We start from the raw sequence: 17,660 nt of genomic DNA on the forward strand, positions 1-17,660 counted from the left end.
CTACTTGGCGTTCTGACGGTATTGTTCAATAAGCTCGATAAAGTGATCGAACAGCGGGGCGGCATCGTTCGGGCCTGGGCTTGCTTCAGGGTGACCTTGGAAGCTAAACGCGGGTTTATCCGTGAGATGGATACCTTGTAATGAACCATCAAACAGCGACTTATGCGTCACCTTAATGTTGGTGGGTAAGGTGGTTTCATCGGCAGCAAAACCATGGTTTTGGCTGGTGATCATCACGTTACCTTTCTCGATATTGCTCACTGGGTGGTTTGCACCGTGGTGACCAAATTTCATCTTTAAGGTTTTTGCACCCGAGGCCAGCGCGAGTAGCTGATGACCTAAACAGATACCGAAAATTGGCGTGTCGGTTTTCAGGATCTGCTGAATCGCTTCAATAGCGTAATCGCATGGCTCTGGATCGCCAGGGCCGTTCGAGAGGAACACACCATCGGGATCCATCGCTAACACTTCGGCGGCAGAGGTTTTAGCTGGCACAACAGTCACGTCGCAACCGCGGTCCACTAACATACGCAAAATGTTTTGCTTAACGCCGTAGTCGTAGGCTACTACTTTGTATTTAAGCTCATTTGCTGGCGTATCTTCTGGTAAGCCGCCCACTAAACGCCAGCTACCTTTGCGCCATGGATAGGCTGCTTTAGCAGTGACTTCTTTAGCGAGATCCATGCCTTTTAAACCGGGGAAGGCTTTGGCAGCTGCGAGGGCTTTTGCTTCGTCTAAGTCTGCACCAGCCATAATACAACCAGCTTGAGCACCTTTTTCACGGAGAATACGAGTTAACTTGCGGGTATCGATATCTGCTATGCCAACGACATTGTTCGCTTTGAGATAATCACTTAAGCTTTGTTGATTGCGGAAACTACTTGCTATGAGCGGAAGATCGCGAATGATAAGACCACAAGCGTGAACCCCATTGGATTCTATATCTTCATTATTGGTACCAGTGTTGCCTATGTGTGGGTAAGTTAAAGTTACAATCTGGCGTGAGTAGGATGGATCAGTTAAAATTTCTTGGTAACCTGTCATCGAAGTGTTAAAAACAACTTCACCAACAGAGAGTCCATCGGCACCAATTGCTGTGCCAGTGAATACGGTTCCATCTTCGAGTACGAGTAAGGCAGACTTTGTCAACGCGACCTCCATAAAGAGCCAAGCCACTGAAATATAATGTTTTTATGTTATGTTAAGATACCAATTTCCGCTGTTTCACGAAATTTTGACAAATTCCAGCGAGTTTACAGGAAAAACGCGAAACCGTCCACCCGTTGGTAACTGGGTGCAAAAAAAAACGCCATATTGGCGTTTTTAATATTAATTCAAACCTAAAACCTGCTGCATATCATACAAGCCCGGTTTTTGCTCCACGAGCCAGCGCGCCGCGCGCATTGCACCATTAGCAAAGGTCATACGGCTCGACGCTTTATGGGTGATCTCTAAACGCTCACCGATATCGGCAAACATGGCGGTATGCTCACCGACTAAGTCACCAGCACGAATCGTCGCAAACCCGATAGTTTCGCGATCACGTTCGCCCGTGAGTCCTTCGCGGCCATACACGGCACATTTCTCAAGATCGCGACCTAAGGTCTTAGCAATCACTTCACCCATTTTCAGGGCTGTACCCGATGGCGCATCTTTTTTATGTCTGTGATGACCTTCGATTATTTCGATATCGGTATAATCGCCCATGACCTCTGCGGCCAGTTCGAGCAATTTCCACATCAGGTTAACACCGACAGACATATTTGGCGCCATCACCACAGGCGTTTGCTCGGCAAAGGCATTAATCTGTATTTTTTGAGCCTGATTGAAACCAGTTGTGCCTATCACCATGGCTTTCTTATGGCGAACACACCAATCTAAATGGACAATACTGGCTTCTGGCGCGGTGAAATCAATAAGTACATCAAAGTCATCGGTCGCATAATCGAGCGAATCCATAATAATGACATTTAACTTACCCACACCAGCCAACTCACCCGCATCCACACCGACTAAACTTGAGCCAGCACGTTCTATTGCTGCGCCCAGAAGAATGTGCTCTTGATGGTAAGCCGCCTCAATAAGAGTGCGTCCCATGCGACCACCCGCACCGACGATTGCAACTCTCACTTGTCCACCCATTTCACTCTCCTTAAACTTGTTCATCTATTCCATAAGAAAACGCCTAAGACAGGCTTAGGCGTTTCAATCACATTAGACGATGTCTAACAACTCAACTTCAAACACTAAGGTCGAGTAAGGAGGAATTGATGCGCCGGCACCACGCTCACCGTAGGCTAACTGATGTGGCACATATAATTTTAATTTAGTGCCCACTGGCATCAATTGCAGTGCTTCAGTCCAGCCAGCGATAACGCCTGATACTGGGAATTCTGCGGGTTGACCGCGAACAACAGAGCTGTCGAACACATCACCATTGATAAAAGAACCGTGATAATGAGTACGCACTGTATCTTCGTAAGTCGGAGTAGCACCGTTACCTTGTACTAGTACTTCGTATTGCAGACCAGAACCGGTCACAATCACACCATCACGCTTAGCGTTTTGCGCTAAGAATGTTTCGCCTTCTGCAGAGGCAGATGCTGCTGCTTGCTCTTGAGCAGCTTGAATTCGACCGCTGATTTCAGTGAATGCAACTTGCAGATCCTGCATAGATACAGCACTTTCTAAACCGGCAAACGCATCGGCTAAACCTGCTTGAACGGCAGGTATATCCACACCATCAAAAGAATTAGCGGCCAGTTGCTCACCCATTTGACGGCCTACGCCGTAGCTTGCTTGCTGTTCAACAGTGCTGAATTTATCAGACATAATTAACGACTCTCAATTATCAGTGGAATTTTGCGCGCCAGTTTAGCATAGTTCCGAGGCTTATGCTGATAAACTGACTGCTTATTTAATTTTCAACGGATTTTTACATCGCCAGTGCGTAGTTATACATCAGCAGTGCCTAATCTACGCTAAATCATTACAGAAAACTGTAATTATCGCTATTTGGGCACAACACACTGGTTCTTCACATTGACCTTCGCGCTTTTATATAGCGGTTGCATTTGCCCTTGAAGTTGCTGTAACTGAGCGATGCGATTGCTGTTCGAGGGATGAGTAGATAACAATTCAATGCCTTGGCTTCCTCCCGCCTTCGACATATTTTGCCATAGGTCGACACTCTGCGCCGGATCAAAACCTGCACGTGCCATCAACTCTAAGCCCATGACATCCGCTTCACTCTCTTGGGCACGGCCAAAGGGCAAAATAACCCCAACTTGAGCACCCAGCCCGAGTGCAGACATATATAAGTCACGGTTCGCCACCCCACTCACCCCAAGCGCCGCATCAGCAATCTGCATTCCCACACCCGTTAACTGCCCACGGGAAACCTGTTCATTCCCGTGTTGCGCCAGTACGTGGGCAACTTCGTGGCCTATAACAGTGGCAAGCTGATCAGAACCATTAGCCACCTTGAGCAATCCGGTATAGACACCGATATGTCCACCGGGTAGCGCAAAAGCATTAACTTGCTCAGAGTCAAACAACACCACATCCCAACGCTGGGTCTGATCTGGCAATACTGCGGTGATGCGGTTAGCCACGCAGTTGACATATTGCGTCAGCTTTTTATCGTTACTCACCTTCAGTTGCTTTTTCATCTCCTCAAAAGAGCTGTCACCCATCTGCTGCATTTGCGCCGATGAATACAGCAAAGTTTGCCCTCTTCCCGTAGGCGATTGCGTAGTCGCACAGGCCGATAATCCGAGCATGACGGTAATCACCATCAAGCTTAATCGGTTTGATTTCATGTGGAGCTCTCCCTAATCTTTTTATTGCATGAAGATCTATGAGCCCTATAAGGACTCAGCTAATGAAATGATTTTACTGAGTATAGGTAAGATAAGCCAAATGAGATTAACGCTTAGCGTTAAAATCCTTTGCGCTGCGTTTATTCATGCTGCGGCGGTTGGCCTGTTTATCCCGCGGCGCTCGCTTAGGCTCAAGCTTGCCCTCCGCGGCGCCATCAGTGGTTTTTTCACTCGGCTTATCCGTTACTGGAAATTCGGCCAATAATGCCAGCGGCAACTCCCGTGCGGTCAAGGTACGAATGGCCGTTAAAGTTGTCATTTCACCGTGGCACACGAGGGAAATCGCCAACCCTTTTGCTCCCGCTCTGGCGGTGCGGCCGATTCGGTGCACATACACAGGCGCACTCATGGGTAAATCGAGATTGATAACAACAGGCAAGGCATCGACATGAATGCCGCGCGCCATTAAATCTGTCGCCACTAACACTTGAATCCGATGGGCTTTAAAGTCGGCCAAGGTTTGGCTGCGCACGCTTTGGTCTTTCTCACCGTGCAGCGCGGCGACTTTCATTCCCGCTTTAGCGAGTCTTTTTGCGACGGCATCGGCATCATCTCGGGCACTGATAAACACCAGCACCTGCGGCCATTGATATTGTTTTAACAGGGCGATCAATGCCTGCGCTTTACTGCCCTTGTTGACTAAATAGAGCCGCTCATCGATTTCGGCGACCACTGAATTAACCTTGTGGGCTTCGACGCGTAACGGATCATTAATCAGCAGCTTACTCGCCAATGAATCCAATGCCTCGGGCAGAGTGGCGGAAAATAATAAGGTTTGCTTAAGCTTAGGCATCAACGCCATCAGCTTTTGCACATCGGGCCAGAACCCCATTTCCAGCAGACGATCCGCTTCATCCAACACGAGATGCTTTATCGAGTCGAGGTCGACATGGGACTGCTTGCATAAATCCAGTAAACGCCCTGGGGTTGCCACTAAAACCTGAGGTCTTCCTGCAAGCTCAATCAATTGGCTCTCAAGGTCCACTCCGCCACAGAGGGTTTGAATTTTGATTGCACTTGGCAACGCACTCGTTACGGCTTGCAGTGCCTGCGTCACTTGCAACGCCAATTCCCGTGTCGGCACTAATATTAGGGCTTGAGCCCTATGAGTTAATGCCTTTTTCGCGCTCTGTAACTGTTGCAACAAGGGCAAACCAAAGGCTAAGGTTTTGCCACTACCCGTTTGTGCCAAAGCTAACAAATCCCGCCCCGCTAGTATGGCCGGAATAGCCAATTGCTGCACCCGAGTAGGACACTGCAGCGTCGCAGGTAACGCCTTAATTAATGCCGAGTTTAAGCCAAGTTCGGTAAACGTTAGCGACTCAGGGGAAGAAAGCTCGGGAAAGGTCATTACAACACCGGATAAAAACATGGGAGCGAAAGTCTACTGAGTGTTGCCTAAGAATACCAATTTTGTTTAAGGGGGTTTGTTTAAGGGCCTTTACTTAAACCCCTTTGCCTAAGTCATTATTTAGGTCTGCATGGGGATAAGGCCAACTCATCAAACCTTGCCTCATCCCCTGTGTCACCACAGCATTTTTACCTATGAATTTCGATAACGTCGCCGAGGGAACTGTGCATTCCTGTAAATGCCAAAAATCAACAGAAATTCAAAGGCATGTTGAAGCCTCGCCGAGGTTGCCGCACAAAACCCACCAGCCATTAATAACGTTACAAACATAAAAATAAGATGTTACATTCAAAACTAAACGATAAAGCAGTAATTTACACTGCAAAATAAAAATATTATCGACACTTAGTCTGAGACATTGAATAGGGTGTATGCTAGAGTCAGATTGAAAGGATAACCCGTCATCAGCGCCAAGGAGGCTCTATGAGCACTGTCGTTCCACGCACCGTCACTTCCCCCAAAAAATTCGTTATTGGCAAGGGCTTGTTGGCTCAAATGCATGATTATGTTCATGACTTTGGCGATAACGCTTTTATCATCTGCGATGAATTTATCCTCAGCCGAGTCGAGAATGAAGCTATCGCTGGGCTAGATAAAAAGAAAATCAGCAGTCATGTTGAAAAATTCAACTATGAATGCAGTGAAGCCGAGATCAAGCGCCTCGGTGGGCTGGCAGAAGAACATAATGCTAACGTGATTGTTGGAGTTGGCGGTGGTAAAACCTTAGATGCCGCCAAAGCGGTCGCCTTTTATCAAAAACAACCCGTCGTGCTCTACCCGACTATTGCCTCGACAGATGCCCCATGCACTGCACTTGCAGTGATCTATTCCGAAACAGGCGAGTTTGAACGCTATCTGTTTCTACCACAGAATCCAGACGCTGTTATCGCCGACACTGCCATTATTGCCGCGGCTCCGGCCCGATTTTTTGCGGCGGGTATCGGCGATGCACTGGCAACCTATTTTGAAGCTCGCGCCTGCTATCAATCGGATGGCGTCAACCTAGTCCTGAAAAAGCCTTCCCGCACAGGACTGGGATTGGCCCAACTTTGCTATCAATTACTGACTGAAAATGTTGAAGCCGCTATGGACGCCGTTAAAAACAACATAGTCACGCCAGCACTGGAACAGACCATTGAAGCCACCATATATCTCAGTGGTGTTGGGGCTGAGGCCGGTGGATTAGCCGCCGCCCATGCTGTGAACAATGGTATGTCGGCAGTTGCTGACTTGCACCGCGCTCAACACGGCGAGAAAGTGGTCTTTGGTTTATTGACTCAACTAGTGTTGGAAAATGCCCCGAAAGCCGAGATCGATAACGTTATCCGTATCATCAAAACGGCTGGACTGCCGCTCACTCTCGCAGATTTAGGACTGAAAACCTTTATCGAGGAAGAATGGCGCAAAGTGGCCGAAATTGCCTGCGCGGAAGGTGACACTATGGGCAATATGCCAATGAAGTTAACCGCCGATGATGTCTATCAAGCCATGATAGCCGCCAATGCGATGGCAGAGCGCTACAAGAACACCGAAGCTGGCTAGCAAGCACTGACAATAGAAAGCGCATGTTGCACAGGTCATTTAAGCATCGCTTTGATGTTATTGACCTATTTATGCAGTAGACAATTTAAGAAACAGCGTTTTATCCCTTGCCATTCTTACATGGCAAGGATCCCACTACAAACTGAACATTTTCTGCCCCGATGCCAAGAGTTGGCATTAATATCTATTAGTTGAACGCTTGGAGGAACATATGGCTTATGCAACGACTAATCCCTTTACGGGAGAGCTCATCAAAGAATTTCCAAATGCGACAGATACCGAAGTAACACAGGCGATAGAAGCTGCCCATCAGGCTTTTTTAAGCTGGCGGATCACTCCCTTTGCAGAAAAAGCCGCAATACTGTCTCGGGCCGCCACAATTCTCAGAGACAACAAGCGCAAATATGCCAAATTGCTGACGTTAGAAATGGGCAAAGTTATCGCTGAAGCTGAGGCTGAAGTAGAGCTATCGGCGCAGATTTTTGAATACTACGTCGAACATGCCGAGCGAATGCTGGCACCACAAAAACTCCCGGTTACCGATCCCGCCGAGGGCGAAGCAATACTGGTTAACGAACCCCTAGGCGTATTACTTGCCATCGAACCTTGGAACTTCCCCTACTATCAGATTGCACGTATTTTGGCACCACAGCTTTCAGCCGGAAATACCCTACTGCTGAAACATGCTTCCAACGTGCCCCAGTGTGCTGCCGCCTTTGAAGGCCTGATGAAGGAAGCTGGACTGCCCTTGGGTGCCTTCCAGAACCTGTATGCGACTCGAGATCAGGTAGAGCAGATCATCAGTTCACCCAAAGTGCATGGAGTTGCCCTCACTGGATCAGAAGATGCGGGATCGATTATTGCAGCTCAAGCCGGTAAGGCACTGAAAAAATCGACCCTAGAACTGGGGGGAGCAGATGCCTTTATCGTACTGGAAGATGCCGAGCTATTAAAAACCATCGACTGGGCCGTATTTGGCCGTCACTGGAATGCGGGTCAGGTCTGCACATCGTCCAAGCGGATGATCTTGGTTGAAGCTATTTATGATCAATTTATGGAAGGCTATATCAAGGGTGTCGAGGCGCTCAAAGCGGGCGATCCTATGGATCCAGCCACAACGTTAGCACCACTTTCTTCCCAAGGCGCCGCCGATGAGCTGAAACAGAAGATCCGTGATGCAGTAAAACACGGTGCGACCGCCACCGAAGTTGGCCCTAAAGTGCCACAGCAAGGTGCCTTTGTGCAGCCAACAATACTCACCAATGTGATGCCAGATAACCCAGCCTACTATTGGGAATTTTTCGGCCCTGTATCCACAATCCATAAAGTTAAGGATGAGCAAGAGGCGATTGCCATCGCTAATGACTCGCCCTTTGGCCTTGGTGGCTCAGTGTTTACTGCCGATAACAAACGCGGTATCGCTGTGGCTAATCAGGTTTCCACTGGCATGATGTTCGTCAATCATCCGACTATGGTGAAGGCTGACCTGCCCTTTGGCGGAGTTCGCCGCTCAGGTTATGGCCGCGAGTTGATCGATTTGGGATTAAAAGAGTTTGTAAACCACAAACTGATTAATGTGGTTGATATCAACGCGCCTTTCTAATGCCTTAGAAAATAGCGAGATCTGACAAAAGCCTGACGGAGTCCTCTGTCAGGCTTTTTTATTTAGCGCGCTTTATCCAATGCATCACATAAAGCCTTAACGCCCAGTAAGGCTCGGGGAGTGGCACGGTGCAATAAATCGGCATTGATTTGAAAAATATGCTGTTTTTTAACCGCCGGAATTTCTGGCCATTGGCTCCAATTAACGCCTTTCACATTGCCTTCCTCTTCACTTTGCAAAATCACCTCAGGCAAAGTGAGTAACACATTTTCTAAACTCACCTGCGGATAATCGCTATCGGCATCATAAAATACGTTTTGCCCGTGGCACACGCTAATAATTTGCTGGATCCAACTGTTTTTAGATACCGTCATTAAAGGGGTCGACCAGAGTTGATAAAACACCTTAGGCTCTGATTTACTCGCATTTTCACTGCGTAAACGATTTAGTTCAGCGCGGTATGCTGCAGCCGCATTATTGGCTTTTTCAACATGCCCGGTTAATTGACCTAATGCTTCAAGCTCCTTGGCAACCCCTTCTAAGGTTTTGGGATCACTGCCATAGAGATTAAACCCCAACGCCCTAAGCTGATTGATATCTTCTGCTTTATTACCCGAATCCCAGACCACAATAAGATCAGGGTTAAGCTCTAAAACCCGCTCCATTTGAATGCCATAGAAACCGCCGATACGTGGGATCTTTTTTGCTGCTTCGGGATAATCCGCATAATCGGTCGTGGCGACAATCGTATCACCCGCACCTATGGCATACAGCATTTCAACCGCATGGGGCGAGAGCGCAATAATACGTTTAGCAGGTTCGGCCGACAGACTATTGGGAAGAAAAATGCAAAGTCCCAAGAACAGTCCTATCGCGCTTTGTTTACGCATAATATTCCTTAATGTTTAACTTATTAGCCTTGTTGGCCAGCCATAGAGATCAAGATAGGCTTTAAGATTTTTAGGCCGATATTGGGGATCTTGCTCCCACCTTACCTTCACTGAATGGTGCAACAACACGGGAACCGTAGTGGGATCGAGTGGCCGTAAATACGCTTGCTTTACCCGGTAAAAATTGCGCCGAGAATCATGCAAGGTCGCGAGCGGGTTAGGATGCAGACTCGCCGCCAAATGCGGTTCAAGGCTTAAATTGAATCTCTGCGCCTCATTCATCATCCACAACAGGGCATTGTCCGACAATAAAGAGCCGTCATTATCGGGCTTATAGCTGCCACCAATATTGCTATGGGCACCAGCAAACCACACCTGCTGCATATCCATATTTTCGCGCACTTGCCAGATGGTCGGTTCAAAATCGCTGCGGTGTTCATCAATTGCCAAAGCATGGCGGGCAACCAGCACGTTGCGACCAATTTTAGTATCGTAAAACTCGTCTTTATCCTCGAACAAACCTAAAAATGAGATGGGAATACCCATAGCACCAACGGTATCCCACACACCAACAAATTTAATTTCCCGCGACTCATGGCTGTAACGAGCTCTAAATTCAATGGATTTTTCGCCATCAGGCGCAAAGGGCGCACTGCTTTTTTTGTAATGGTCGAAGGCTTGTTGGATAAGCGCCGCATCGGGGCGTTTGAGTATGCCGCAATTATTGATCAGGCCGCATAGGCAGCGCACTGTGTAAGCCCCGCGGCTAAAACCAAACAGATAAATCTCATCACCGAGGGAATAATTTTGCACTATATAACGGTAGCCATCCATGATGTTTTTATGCAGGCCCCGTCCTGTCGCGCCACCAATTAGCGCATCGTAATAGGAACCGATGCCCCAATCGTAAAATACCTGCTGGGGTTTACCATCGCTAGCAACAGGACTGATTGCCCGTGCAAGGCGCAGCACATTGGTCGGGAAATCGACCTTAAGCTCTTTCTCAGGCCGATTCCAAGTGCCGTCGGCACAAATCACAATACGCTTATTCATAGGATCATCCTTGAGAATGATGTGAACACTGAACCTGTACTTGCAACTTGCCAGTTGCCAGTTGCTAGCCCTAAAACTTAACGGATTTTATGCTCAGGCTAAAGCCATTGGCGAGTGATACTTCGAATCGCAACCTTCGATACTCAGCCTCTTTAGTACCGTATTATAAAGCTAGGTTAATAATCAAACCCCGGCTGCGCTTTTATTCCGGCTTCAAAGGCATGTTTTATCGATTGAACCTCGCTGACCGTATCAGCTAATTCGATAATGGCGCGATGACAAGCGCGGCCAGTGATGATCACATGCTGCATCGGTGGACGATGCTTAAGCGCGGTCAGCACGCGTTCAACATCCAGATAGTGATAGCTCACCATATAAGTCAGCTCATCGAGCATCAGACAATCTATGGACTCATCCTGCAGCAACTTTTCGGCGGCTTCCCATGCGAGCAATGCGGCAGCGGTATCCTTTTCTTTATCTTGGGTTTCCCAGGTAAAACCTGTGCCCATCACATGAAACTCAACCCCAGCGCTTTCGAGTAAGTTACGCTCACCGCACTCCCAAGTGCCTTTGATAAATTGCACTACGGCGGCTTTTTTACCGTGACCAACGGCGCGGGCAACGGTACCAAAACCTGAGGTCGATTTGCCTTTGCCGTTACCGGTTAATACCAGCAGTATGCCTTTTTCTTCTTGGGCGGCGGCAATTTTGGCATCCACTCCGGCTTTCACTTTCCGTTGGCGCACCTTGTGGCGTTCAGCCTTAATTTGCGCTTGTTCGTTCTCATTCTGTGCTGTCATTATTTCTCTTTGCCTACTCTATTTATGCTAAAAATGATTCTAAAAAATGGCTAAAAAGTACGTTTTAAATCTCATCAGCCAAGATGGCATGCCATTTTTGGATATCTAAATGCTCGGCTAACACATAGGCTAAAAGCTCGAAGGATTCAAGACAGCTTTGAGCGCCATTGCCTTGTAATCCTTAGATTTAGGTCCAAAGAAGGCCGAGGCTTCCAGCGGCGTCAGGGCTTTACCGTGAACGATAATTTGCGCGTCCGTGTCCGAGCTAGGTTTAAGCAGTATGGGGCTCGAGACAAGCCGCGGCTTGCAATACCTTCACGCGAGTATGAGTGCTTGCCAAATGAGCAATGCTCACCTGAGTGCTTTGTGTATTATCGAGTGCATTAGCGCAGGTTGTATTGTCGATGTTTGGATAAGGCATAGATTACTGACTTACTTAAGTTTGCGGTATTAACATCTAAGCTAAGCCCTAAACACTCATGCCAAGCCGTTTTAAGCTAATCCATTAAACCTAAAGCGGTTTTAGTGCTAAAGGTAAACCCGCGACCACTAGGGTAACATTGTCAGCCAAGGCTGCCACGGCTTGGTTTAACCAGCCAGCTTCGTCGATAAATTGCCGGCTCAGTTCGCCTAAAGGCACTATGCCTGAACCAACCTCGTTGCTGATCAAAATCACCACACCTTCAAGCTCTGCAAGGGAATCCACAAAATCGGCTTTCTCCCTTTGCCAATATGCAAGTGGGTCTATGCTCGCCTTTTTAGCAGCAACATCTGCAGCAAAATTCCACTCGGTAGGTGTTGGTTCATCTAGTTCTGGATAACAGGCGAGTAATTGATTGGTTAACCAAAGGGTTAAGCAATCCACTAGAATCACTCGCCCAGGTTTGGCTAAGCGCTTCAATTGCGTTGTGAGGGCGAGGGGCTCTTCAATTAATTGCCAGGTAATGCCATCATCTAAACGGCCTTTTTGGTGTTTCGCTATACGCTCAGTCATTTCGGCATCCAGCGCCTGCGCCGTTGCCACAAAGCAAGCATCAAACCCGAGCGCCGTATATTGACGCACTAGGGCTTCACCGTAACGGCTCTTACCGCTACGGGCGCCACCTATGACTAAATGGATCACAGAATACTTCCAACAATAAGCAGCACAAGATAACAAACAATCTCACATATTTGTTGAGCAGCACCTAAAGTATCACCCGTGTAACCACCAATCTGACGTCTAAAAACAACCACAATCAAACGACGCAGACCGATCATCACCAATAACAGTGATAGGGCAGCTAATCCCTTAAGGAATAACAGCACCAACACGCCGCTGGCGATCAGGATAAACAGCTCATTAATGCCTTGATGCTGAGACAAAGGCTTAGATTTGCTGGTTTCATCGTCGCGAACATATTTTTCGGTAAAGATAATACTCGCAGCGACCACGCGGCTAACGGTATGTGCAACGATAAGCGCCGAGCCCGCCACCACGGGATCATACAGCGCCAACTCGACTAATAGCTGCCATTTAAGCAACAGCGCTAATATCAAGGCTATAGCGCCGTAACTACCCAGACGCGAATCCTTCATGATGCGAAGTTTATCTTCTGCCGTCCAACCGCCACCAAAACCATCAAAAGTATCGGCTAACCCATCCTCATGGAACCCGCCTGTTAGCAAAACCCCAACTAACATAGCTAAGAGCACAGATACCCCAGCGGGTAACCAGTTCTGCGTTAGCCAAAATACAATGGCACTTAATAGGCCAATTAACAGACCTACTAAGCCAAAATAACGGCTTGCCTTATTGAGCTTATCGCTATCAACCTCAACCCATTTAGGCATTGGGATGCGGGTAAAATAGCCCATAGCAACTAAAAACAAATCTATTTCTTTGTGCCAGCTTTCGCGTTCTGACATAAAGCATCCTTAGTGAATCCACACTTGCTGCAAGGTTTAAGATTAAAACGGTTGGCTAAAAAGTTATTTTTAAAATAACTAGTTAGAGACATATCATACAACAGCCTCAATCCCCGCATCACTAAAACTCGCCATTTGATTGTAAAAATTTACTGCAGCCTGAATAAGCGGTAAAGCCAAAGCAGCCCCCGTGCCCTCGCCTAATCTTAGGCCAAGAGATAACAAAGGTTTAGCCTGTAAATATTCAAGCATTTTTAAATGGCCTTGCTCATCGGATTGATGGGCGAAAAGCAAATAATCACGTACATTGGGAGCCATTTTTACCGCGACTAGCGCGGCTGCAGTGGCGATAAAACCGTCCACAACGACCAGCATTTTGCGCTCAGCGGCGGCTAACATAGCGCCCGTCATCTGCACAATTTCAAAACCTCCTAGGCAGGCCAATACTTCTTTGGGCCCAGTTAAGGCACTTTGGTGCTGCAATAGCGCCAACTCGATCAGCATCAGCTTACGCTCTAGGGTTTCGCTATTTATTCCTGTGCCGCGGCCAACACAATCACCCACATCAAGCTGCATTATCGCCGCCATAATGGCAGAGGCTGCAGACGTATTACCTATACCCATTTCACCAAAGGCAACCAGATTGCAGCCTGCTTGATGGTGGCGTTCAATCAGATCACGCGCCATTGCAAAGCCTTTATCGACAGTTTCCAGCGTCATCGCTGGCGCTAAATGAATCGCTCGAGTACCCGCGCCAAGACGTTGATCGATAATAGCTTCAACACCTCTGACTGGTTCTAAAATGCCGCAATCAATCACTTCCAACGTAAAACCCACTTGCCGACAAAAGACGTTAATCGCCGCACCGCCATGGGCAAAATTAAGTACCATTTGGCGGGTCACTTCACTCGGGGCAATGGAAATACCTTCTGCTGCTATGCCATGGTCCCCCGCAAACACTAACATAGTGGGGTATACTATTTTGGGTTCATCCACACCTTGCACCCGAGCGATTTGCAATGCTAAGGATTCAAGCTGCCCTAAGGCACCTGGAGGTTTAGTTTTAAGATTAATCTTCTGTTGAATTAGCTGATCCTGCGTTTTACTTACAGGGCTAATTTGAAATGATACGGCAGACAAAGGCATTTACTCTCCAGTTACTCATCCATTACTAAGACGCATCTGGCGTCTATTTTCCATACGCCTTAAGCATTAAATCGCCACTTTTCGCCGACGCAGAATAATCAAAAAGAAAAAACTGCCGATAGCGGCGGTGATAATCCCCACGGGCAATTCTTGGTTGCCGAGTAGGCAGCGAGCGAGTACATCAATCCACACCATAAATAATCCGCCCACCAGCGCGATGAGTAATATTGACTGACGACCAGGAAATAATAAGCGCACTGTATGGGGGATCATTAATCCCACAAAGCCAATACCACCGCAGGTGGCGACTAAAACCGCCGTGATCAATGAGCAAAGTAGTAGCATATTTAAACGCAGCTTAGGCACATTCACCCCTAAGGTATGGGCGGTTTCATCCCCCGCCTGCAATGCCATAATCTGGCGCTTCATGCCTAAAATAATCACCAGACTCACGCCTATGACTAAACTCGGTAACAGCAGCAGCGACCAACTGGCCTTGGCGAAACTCCCTAAACTCCAAAAGAGCACAGATGCCGTGGCCAGGGGACTGGCAAAATACAACAGCAGACTCGTTAACGCACCGAACATAAAGGACGTCGCCACCCCCGAGAGCAGCATACGCTCTACCTGACTATTGAGCCCAAGGCCTGACAAGGCAAGCACTATCAGTACCGACAAACTGGCGCCAATAAACGCGCCGAAGGGTAAGCTAAACCACAACAAGCCAGCAAAAGCACCCGAGCCACTAAAAACTCCCGAGCTTGCGATTAACTCCGGATTTTCAAATAAACCAGAACCGGTAAAAATCGTCAGCATCACAACCGCTCCGAAAGAGGCGCCTGAGCTAATGCCAAACAAATAAGGGTCGGCTAGCGGATTACGAGTCACGGTTTGCAACACACTGCCAGCCAGTGACAAGCCCGCCCCCGCCACAAAAGCCAGTAAAATGCGCGGCAACCTTAGCTCCATAACGATGCGTTCTGCCATGACATTCACTTCATCCGCACGGCCAAAAATATGGCTTAGTTTACGGATAACTATATGCAACACATCTAAAAAGCCAATACTGGCCGCGCCAAAGCTTGCCGCTGCAATCGGCGTGATAAGGGCCAATATGACCAATCCAAGAATAAACCATTGCTGTCTAGTCAACGGTGTCAAAATACGCCCCAAAAGTAACTTAAATAAAGAGGGGTTTGTGTCCTTCATCAACTGCCCTTAAAGGTGCTGAGATCGTGATTAGGCATAAGAATCCCTTGATCAACATCCTGATGTTGATAACCATAAAAATAACTGATTAAGGGCTTTTTATGTTGCGGATGTGAAGAAACTTGAGCACACACACCAAACACATCACCAATTCGCGCCTCGGTTAACACCTCTGTGGGTGTCCCCATAGCGCAAACTTCACCCTTATCGAGTAATAACAAGCTGTCACACAGGGCGCTGGCAAGATTAAGATCATGGATTGACGCTATTACACTAATACCAAGGCTACGCACTAACTCAAGAATTTGAATTTGGTAGCGCACATCGAGGTGATTGGTCGGCTCGTCGAGGATCAATAGCTGCGGCTGCTGGACAATCGCTCTTGCAATAAGCGCCCGCTGTTTTTCCCCACCGGATAACCGTTCATACTGTTGATGCACTTTATGAACTAAACCCACCTTTTCCAGCGCCTTGGCGATTTTGACACTGTCGCCACTGGAATTAGTATCGAACATCCCCTTATGGGGCGTTAATCCCATCGAGACTAATTGCTCCGTGGTCATATCAAAATAATGGGGAGTATCCTGCTGCACAACGGCAACCCGACAGGCAAAAGCCTTGGGCGATAACAGATCAATATTCTGATTAAAAAGGGTAATAGTGCCCTGCGTTGGGCGCACAAACCGATAAATGCAGCGCAGTAAACTGGATTTACCCGCACCGTTGGGGCCGATCAGGCCTAACATTTGGCCACTTGGTAGCGCAAAGTTAATATCGGAAAGGATGGTTTTACCATCAATCACCCAACTCAAATGACTTACATTGAGTGCAGTATTGTGCTCCACAGCATGTGGGGTTGATGGCTTAATAGGTGGCAACGGGAATGGCTTCAATTAAGCAAAGCTCCCACTACAAAAGGCGTAGTACTGATTATCATATTCTGCTCCCTCGAGTCACCCGCTCGAGAACTAAGGCTGCACGCAGCGATAACAGAAATAGGCAGGTCTCCTGACTTGTAGGGAGAAGGTTCTAGATCTTCTTTCACTACTCACAGTTGCGGGTACAGTTCGGGCCGACTGACAGGCAGCTCCCCGATTCCCTATTATGTATGGGTTGATATGTTCTTGATATACCTAAATCAATAACCGTGAAAAGCATCCAAGCACACATTCCCAACACCTATTTCTGCGACATTCTCAGCTAATTAGGCAGCTAATACGCTAGTTAGCAAGAACGTCAGAAAGAAGCATTATCCTATATATTGCTTTTTAGGCAATGGCAATTAACCCATAAAGCCGGCTGCTTTTAACAAAAGCCGAGATTATAATAAGTCACTATTAGCACTCGTAGTACTCGGCCAATCTAGCCGCCAGTAACGCTCACCCTGTTCATCCTCCAACACGTTAATACTGACCACTGCTGCCACAGGTAGTGTTAATTGACTATAAAAACCGACCATTTGCACAGCCCCAAGGGCACGGGCCATTAGATGACGGATCACCCCACCGTGGGTCACAATCCAAATATGAGTGGCAGATTTTGCGGTATTTACCTCACCATGGACAAGCTCAATATCCTGCGCCACCTTTGCAAACTCTTGATCTACAATCCCATCGATTGCGGTATTAATCCTCGTTTCAAAACTCGCCATCGATTCACCATTAGGCGGTGACATTTGCCATGGATTTTGCCAATAGGTCGCAAGCCGTTCGCCATCTTGATGATAAAGCTCGTCGAGTAGCCGACCATCCCAGTCACCAAAATCCACTTCCTGCAATTCAACGAGTAATTGTGCAGTTAACGGTGTAAAACTGGATGAGTCGAGCTGAATACCCACGGGTGAAGCCACATATTGCTCTGCGGCAAAAGTTTTTGCAAACTCGGCGCAGCGCCTTGATGTTGAGCTATAAATGCCATGGCATACAGCGGCTTGTGCTTTTACGGCTGCCGACATCTGCCGCCAACCTTTTTCGCTTAACGGTACATCGACCCGCCCACGTAGAATCGCCCCGCCGTCACATTCACCGTGGCGTAATAGCAATATTCGTACTTGCTTCATATCACTCTAATACCTATCAACCCACCAAAATCAATTCAAGCCAGTCACCCATCGACTGCGCTAATAAGAATCACCATAATGCCTCAGGGCCTAAGTCTCTACACGGCCAACTTTGACCTTGCCCTGACAAACCTATGTCGCGTATTATGGACGTCTAT

Annotated in this window: 16 protein-coding genes and 1 riboswitch; of the genes, 2 read left to right on the forward strand and 14 right to left on the reverse strand. The window is 47.8% G+C overall.

The features are described 5' to 3' along the window. The 5 genes from carA to L2744_RS01800 all read right to left on the reverse strand — a co-directional run bounded on the left by carA (position 1) and on the right by L2744_RS01800 (position 5,232). Positions 1–1,161 carry a glutamine-hydrolyzing carbamoyl-phosphate synthase small subunit gene (gene carA, locus L2744_RS01780; protein ID WP_248990435.1) on the reverse strand — a complete coding sequence of 387 codons (1,161 nt, stop codon included), beginning with the start codon at positions 1,159–1,161 and terminating at the stop codon, positions 1–3. Between the two features lie 168 nt (positions 1,162–1,329). Beyond that, positions 1,330–2,142: a 4-hydroxy-tetrahydrodipicolinate reductase gene (dapB, locus tag L2744_RS01785; protein WP_248990487.1), complete on the reverse strand. Its 813-nt coding sequence runs from the start codon at positions 2,140–2,142 to the stop codon at positions 1,330–1,332. 72 nt (positions 2,143–2,214) lie between these two features. Beyond that, the gene (bamJ, locus tag L2744_RS01790) at positions 2,215–2,832 is read right to left on the reverse strand and encodes a BamJ family beta-barrel-assembly machinery protein (RefSeq protein WP_248990436.1); all 618 of its coding nucleotides are present in this window, start codon (positions 2,830–2,832) and stop codon (positions 2,215–2,217) included. Positions 2,833–3,011: 179 nt separating this feature from the next. Further along, positions 3,012–3,821: a M48 family metallopeptidase gene (locus tag L2744_RS01795; protein ID WP_248990437.1), complete on the reverse strand. Its 810-nt coding sequence runs from the start codon at positions 3,819–3,821 to the stop codon at positions 3,012–3,014. 106 nt (positions 3,822–3,927) lie between these two features. Then, a complete protein-coding gene (locus L2744_RS01800; RefSeq protein WP_248990438.1) occupies positions 3,928–5,232 on the reverse strand; it encodes a DEAD/DEAH box helicase in 1,305 nt (434 codons plus the stop codon). Between the two features lie 483 nt (positions 5,233–5,715). Here L2744_RS01800 and L2744_RS01805 point away from each other — a divergent pair, with 483 nt between their 5' ends. Both L2744_RS01805 and L2744_RS01810 read left to right on the forward strand, forming a co-directional pair. Beyond that, positions 5,716–6,834, forward strand: coding sequence for a glycerol dehydrogenase (locus tag L2744_RS01805; RefSeq protein ID WP_248990439.1), 1,119 nt, complete (start codon positions 5,716–5,718; stop codon positions 6,832–6,834). Positions 6,835–7,045: 211 nt separating this feature from the next. Further along, positions 7,046–8,437, forward strand: a complete 1,392-nt coding sequence (locus L2744_RS01810; protein ID WP_248990440.1) for an NAD-dependent succinate-semialdehyde dehydrogenase — start codon at positions 7,046–7,048, stop codon at positions 8,435–8,437. A 62-nt stretch (positions 8,438–8,499) separates the two neighbouring features. On the opposite strand, the gene L2744_RS01815 is transcribed toward L2744_RS01810, so the two are convergent. The 9 genes from L2744_RS01815 to L2744_RS01855 form a co-directional block, all read right to left on the reverse strand. Beyond that, the gene (locus L2744_RS01815) at positions 8,500–9,327 is read right to left on the reverse strand and encodes a cobalamin-binding protein (RefSeq protein WP_248990441.1); all 828 of its coding nucleotides are present in this window, start codon (positions 9,325–9,327) and stop codon (positions 8,500–8,502) included. 15 nt (positions 9,328–9,342) lie between these two features. After that, positions 9,343–10,380, reverse strand: coding sequence for a T6SS phospholipase effector Tle1-like catalytic domain-containing protein (locus tag L2744_RS01820; protein WP_248990442.1), 1,038 nt, complete (start codon positions 10,378–10,380; stop codon positions 9,343–9,345). Positions 10,381–10,556: 176 nt separating this feature from the next. After that, complete coding sequence (cobO, locus tag L2744_RS01825) at positions 10,557–11,180, reverse strand: cob(I)yrinic acid a,c-diamide adenosyltransferase (RefSeq protein ID WP_248990443.1); 624 nt, start codon at positions 11,178–11,180, stop codon at positions 10,557–10,559. Positions 11,181–11,691: 511 nt separating this feature from the next. Then, complete coding sequence (gene cobU / locus L2744_RS01830; protein ID WP_248990444.1) at positions 11,692–12,303, reverse strand: bifunctional adenosylcobinamide kinase/adenosylcobinamide-phosphate guanylyltransferase; 612 nt, start codon at positions 12,301–12,303, stop codon at positions 11,692–11,694. Continuing rightward, positions 12,300–13,088 carry an adenosylcobinamide-GDP ribazoletransferase gene (locus L2744_RS01835; RefSeq protein WP_248990445.1) on the reverse strand — a complete coding sequence of 263 codons (789 nt, stop codon included), beginning with the start codon at positions 13,086–13,088 and terminating at the stop codon, positions 12,300–12,302. The genes cobU and L2744_RS01835 overlap by 4 nt, the downstream gene beginning before the upstream one ends. Positions 13,089–13,181: 93 nt before the next feature. After that, on the reverse strand, positions 13,182–14,234 hold the full coding sequence (gene cobT / locus L2744_RS01840) for a nicotinate-nucleotide--dimethylbenzimidazole phosphoribosyltransferase (RefSeq protein ID WP_248990446.1): 1,053 nt from the start codon (positions 14,232–14,234) through the stop codon (positions 13,182–13,184). 66 nt (positions 14,235–14,300) lie between these two features. Further along, a complete protein-coding gene (locus L2744_RS01845) occupies positions 14,301–15,443 on the reverse strand; it encodes a FecCD family ABC transporter permease (protein WP_248990447.1) in 1,143 nt (380 codons plus the stop codon). After that, complete coding sequence (locus L2744_RS01850; RefSeq protein WP_248990488.1) at positions 15,443–16,321, reverse strand: ABC transporter ATP-binding protein; 879 nt, start codon at positions 16,319–16,321, stop codon at positions 15,443–15,445. The genes L2744_RS01845 and L2744_RS01850 overlap by 1 nt, the downstream gene beginning before the upstream one ends. 103 nt (positions 16,322–16,424) lie before the next feature. Beyond that, positions 16,425–16,595: riboswitch (cobalamin riboswitch) on the reverse strand. A 169-nt stretch (positions 16,596–16,764) separates the two neighbouring features. Further along, on the reverse strand, positions 16,765–17,502 hold the full coding sequence (locus tag L2744_RS01855; protein WP_248990448.1) for a histidine phosphatase family protein: 738 nt from the start codon (positions 17,500–17,502) through the stop codon (positions 16,765–16,767). Positions 17,503–17,660: the final 158 nt, after the last annotated feature.

It is taken from the genome of Shewanella profunda (genome assembly GCF_023283765.1).
In the GTDB taxonomy this organism is placed as follows: Bacteria; Pseudomonadota; Gammaproteobacteria; order Enterobacterales; family Shewanellaceae; genus Shewanella; species Shewanella profunda.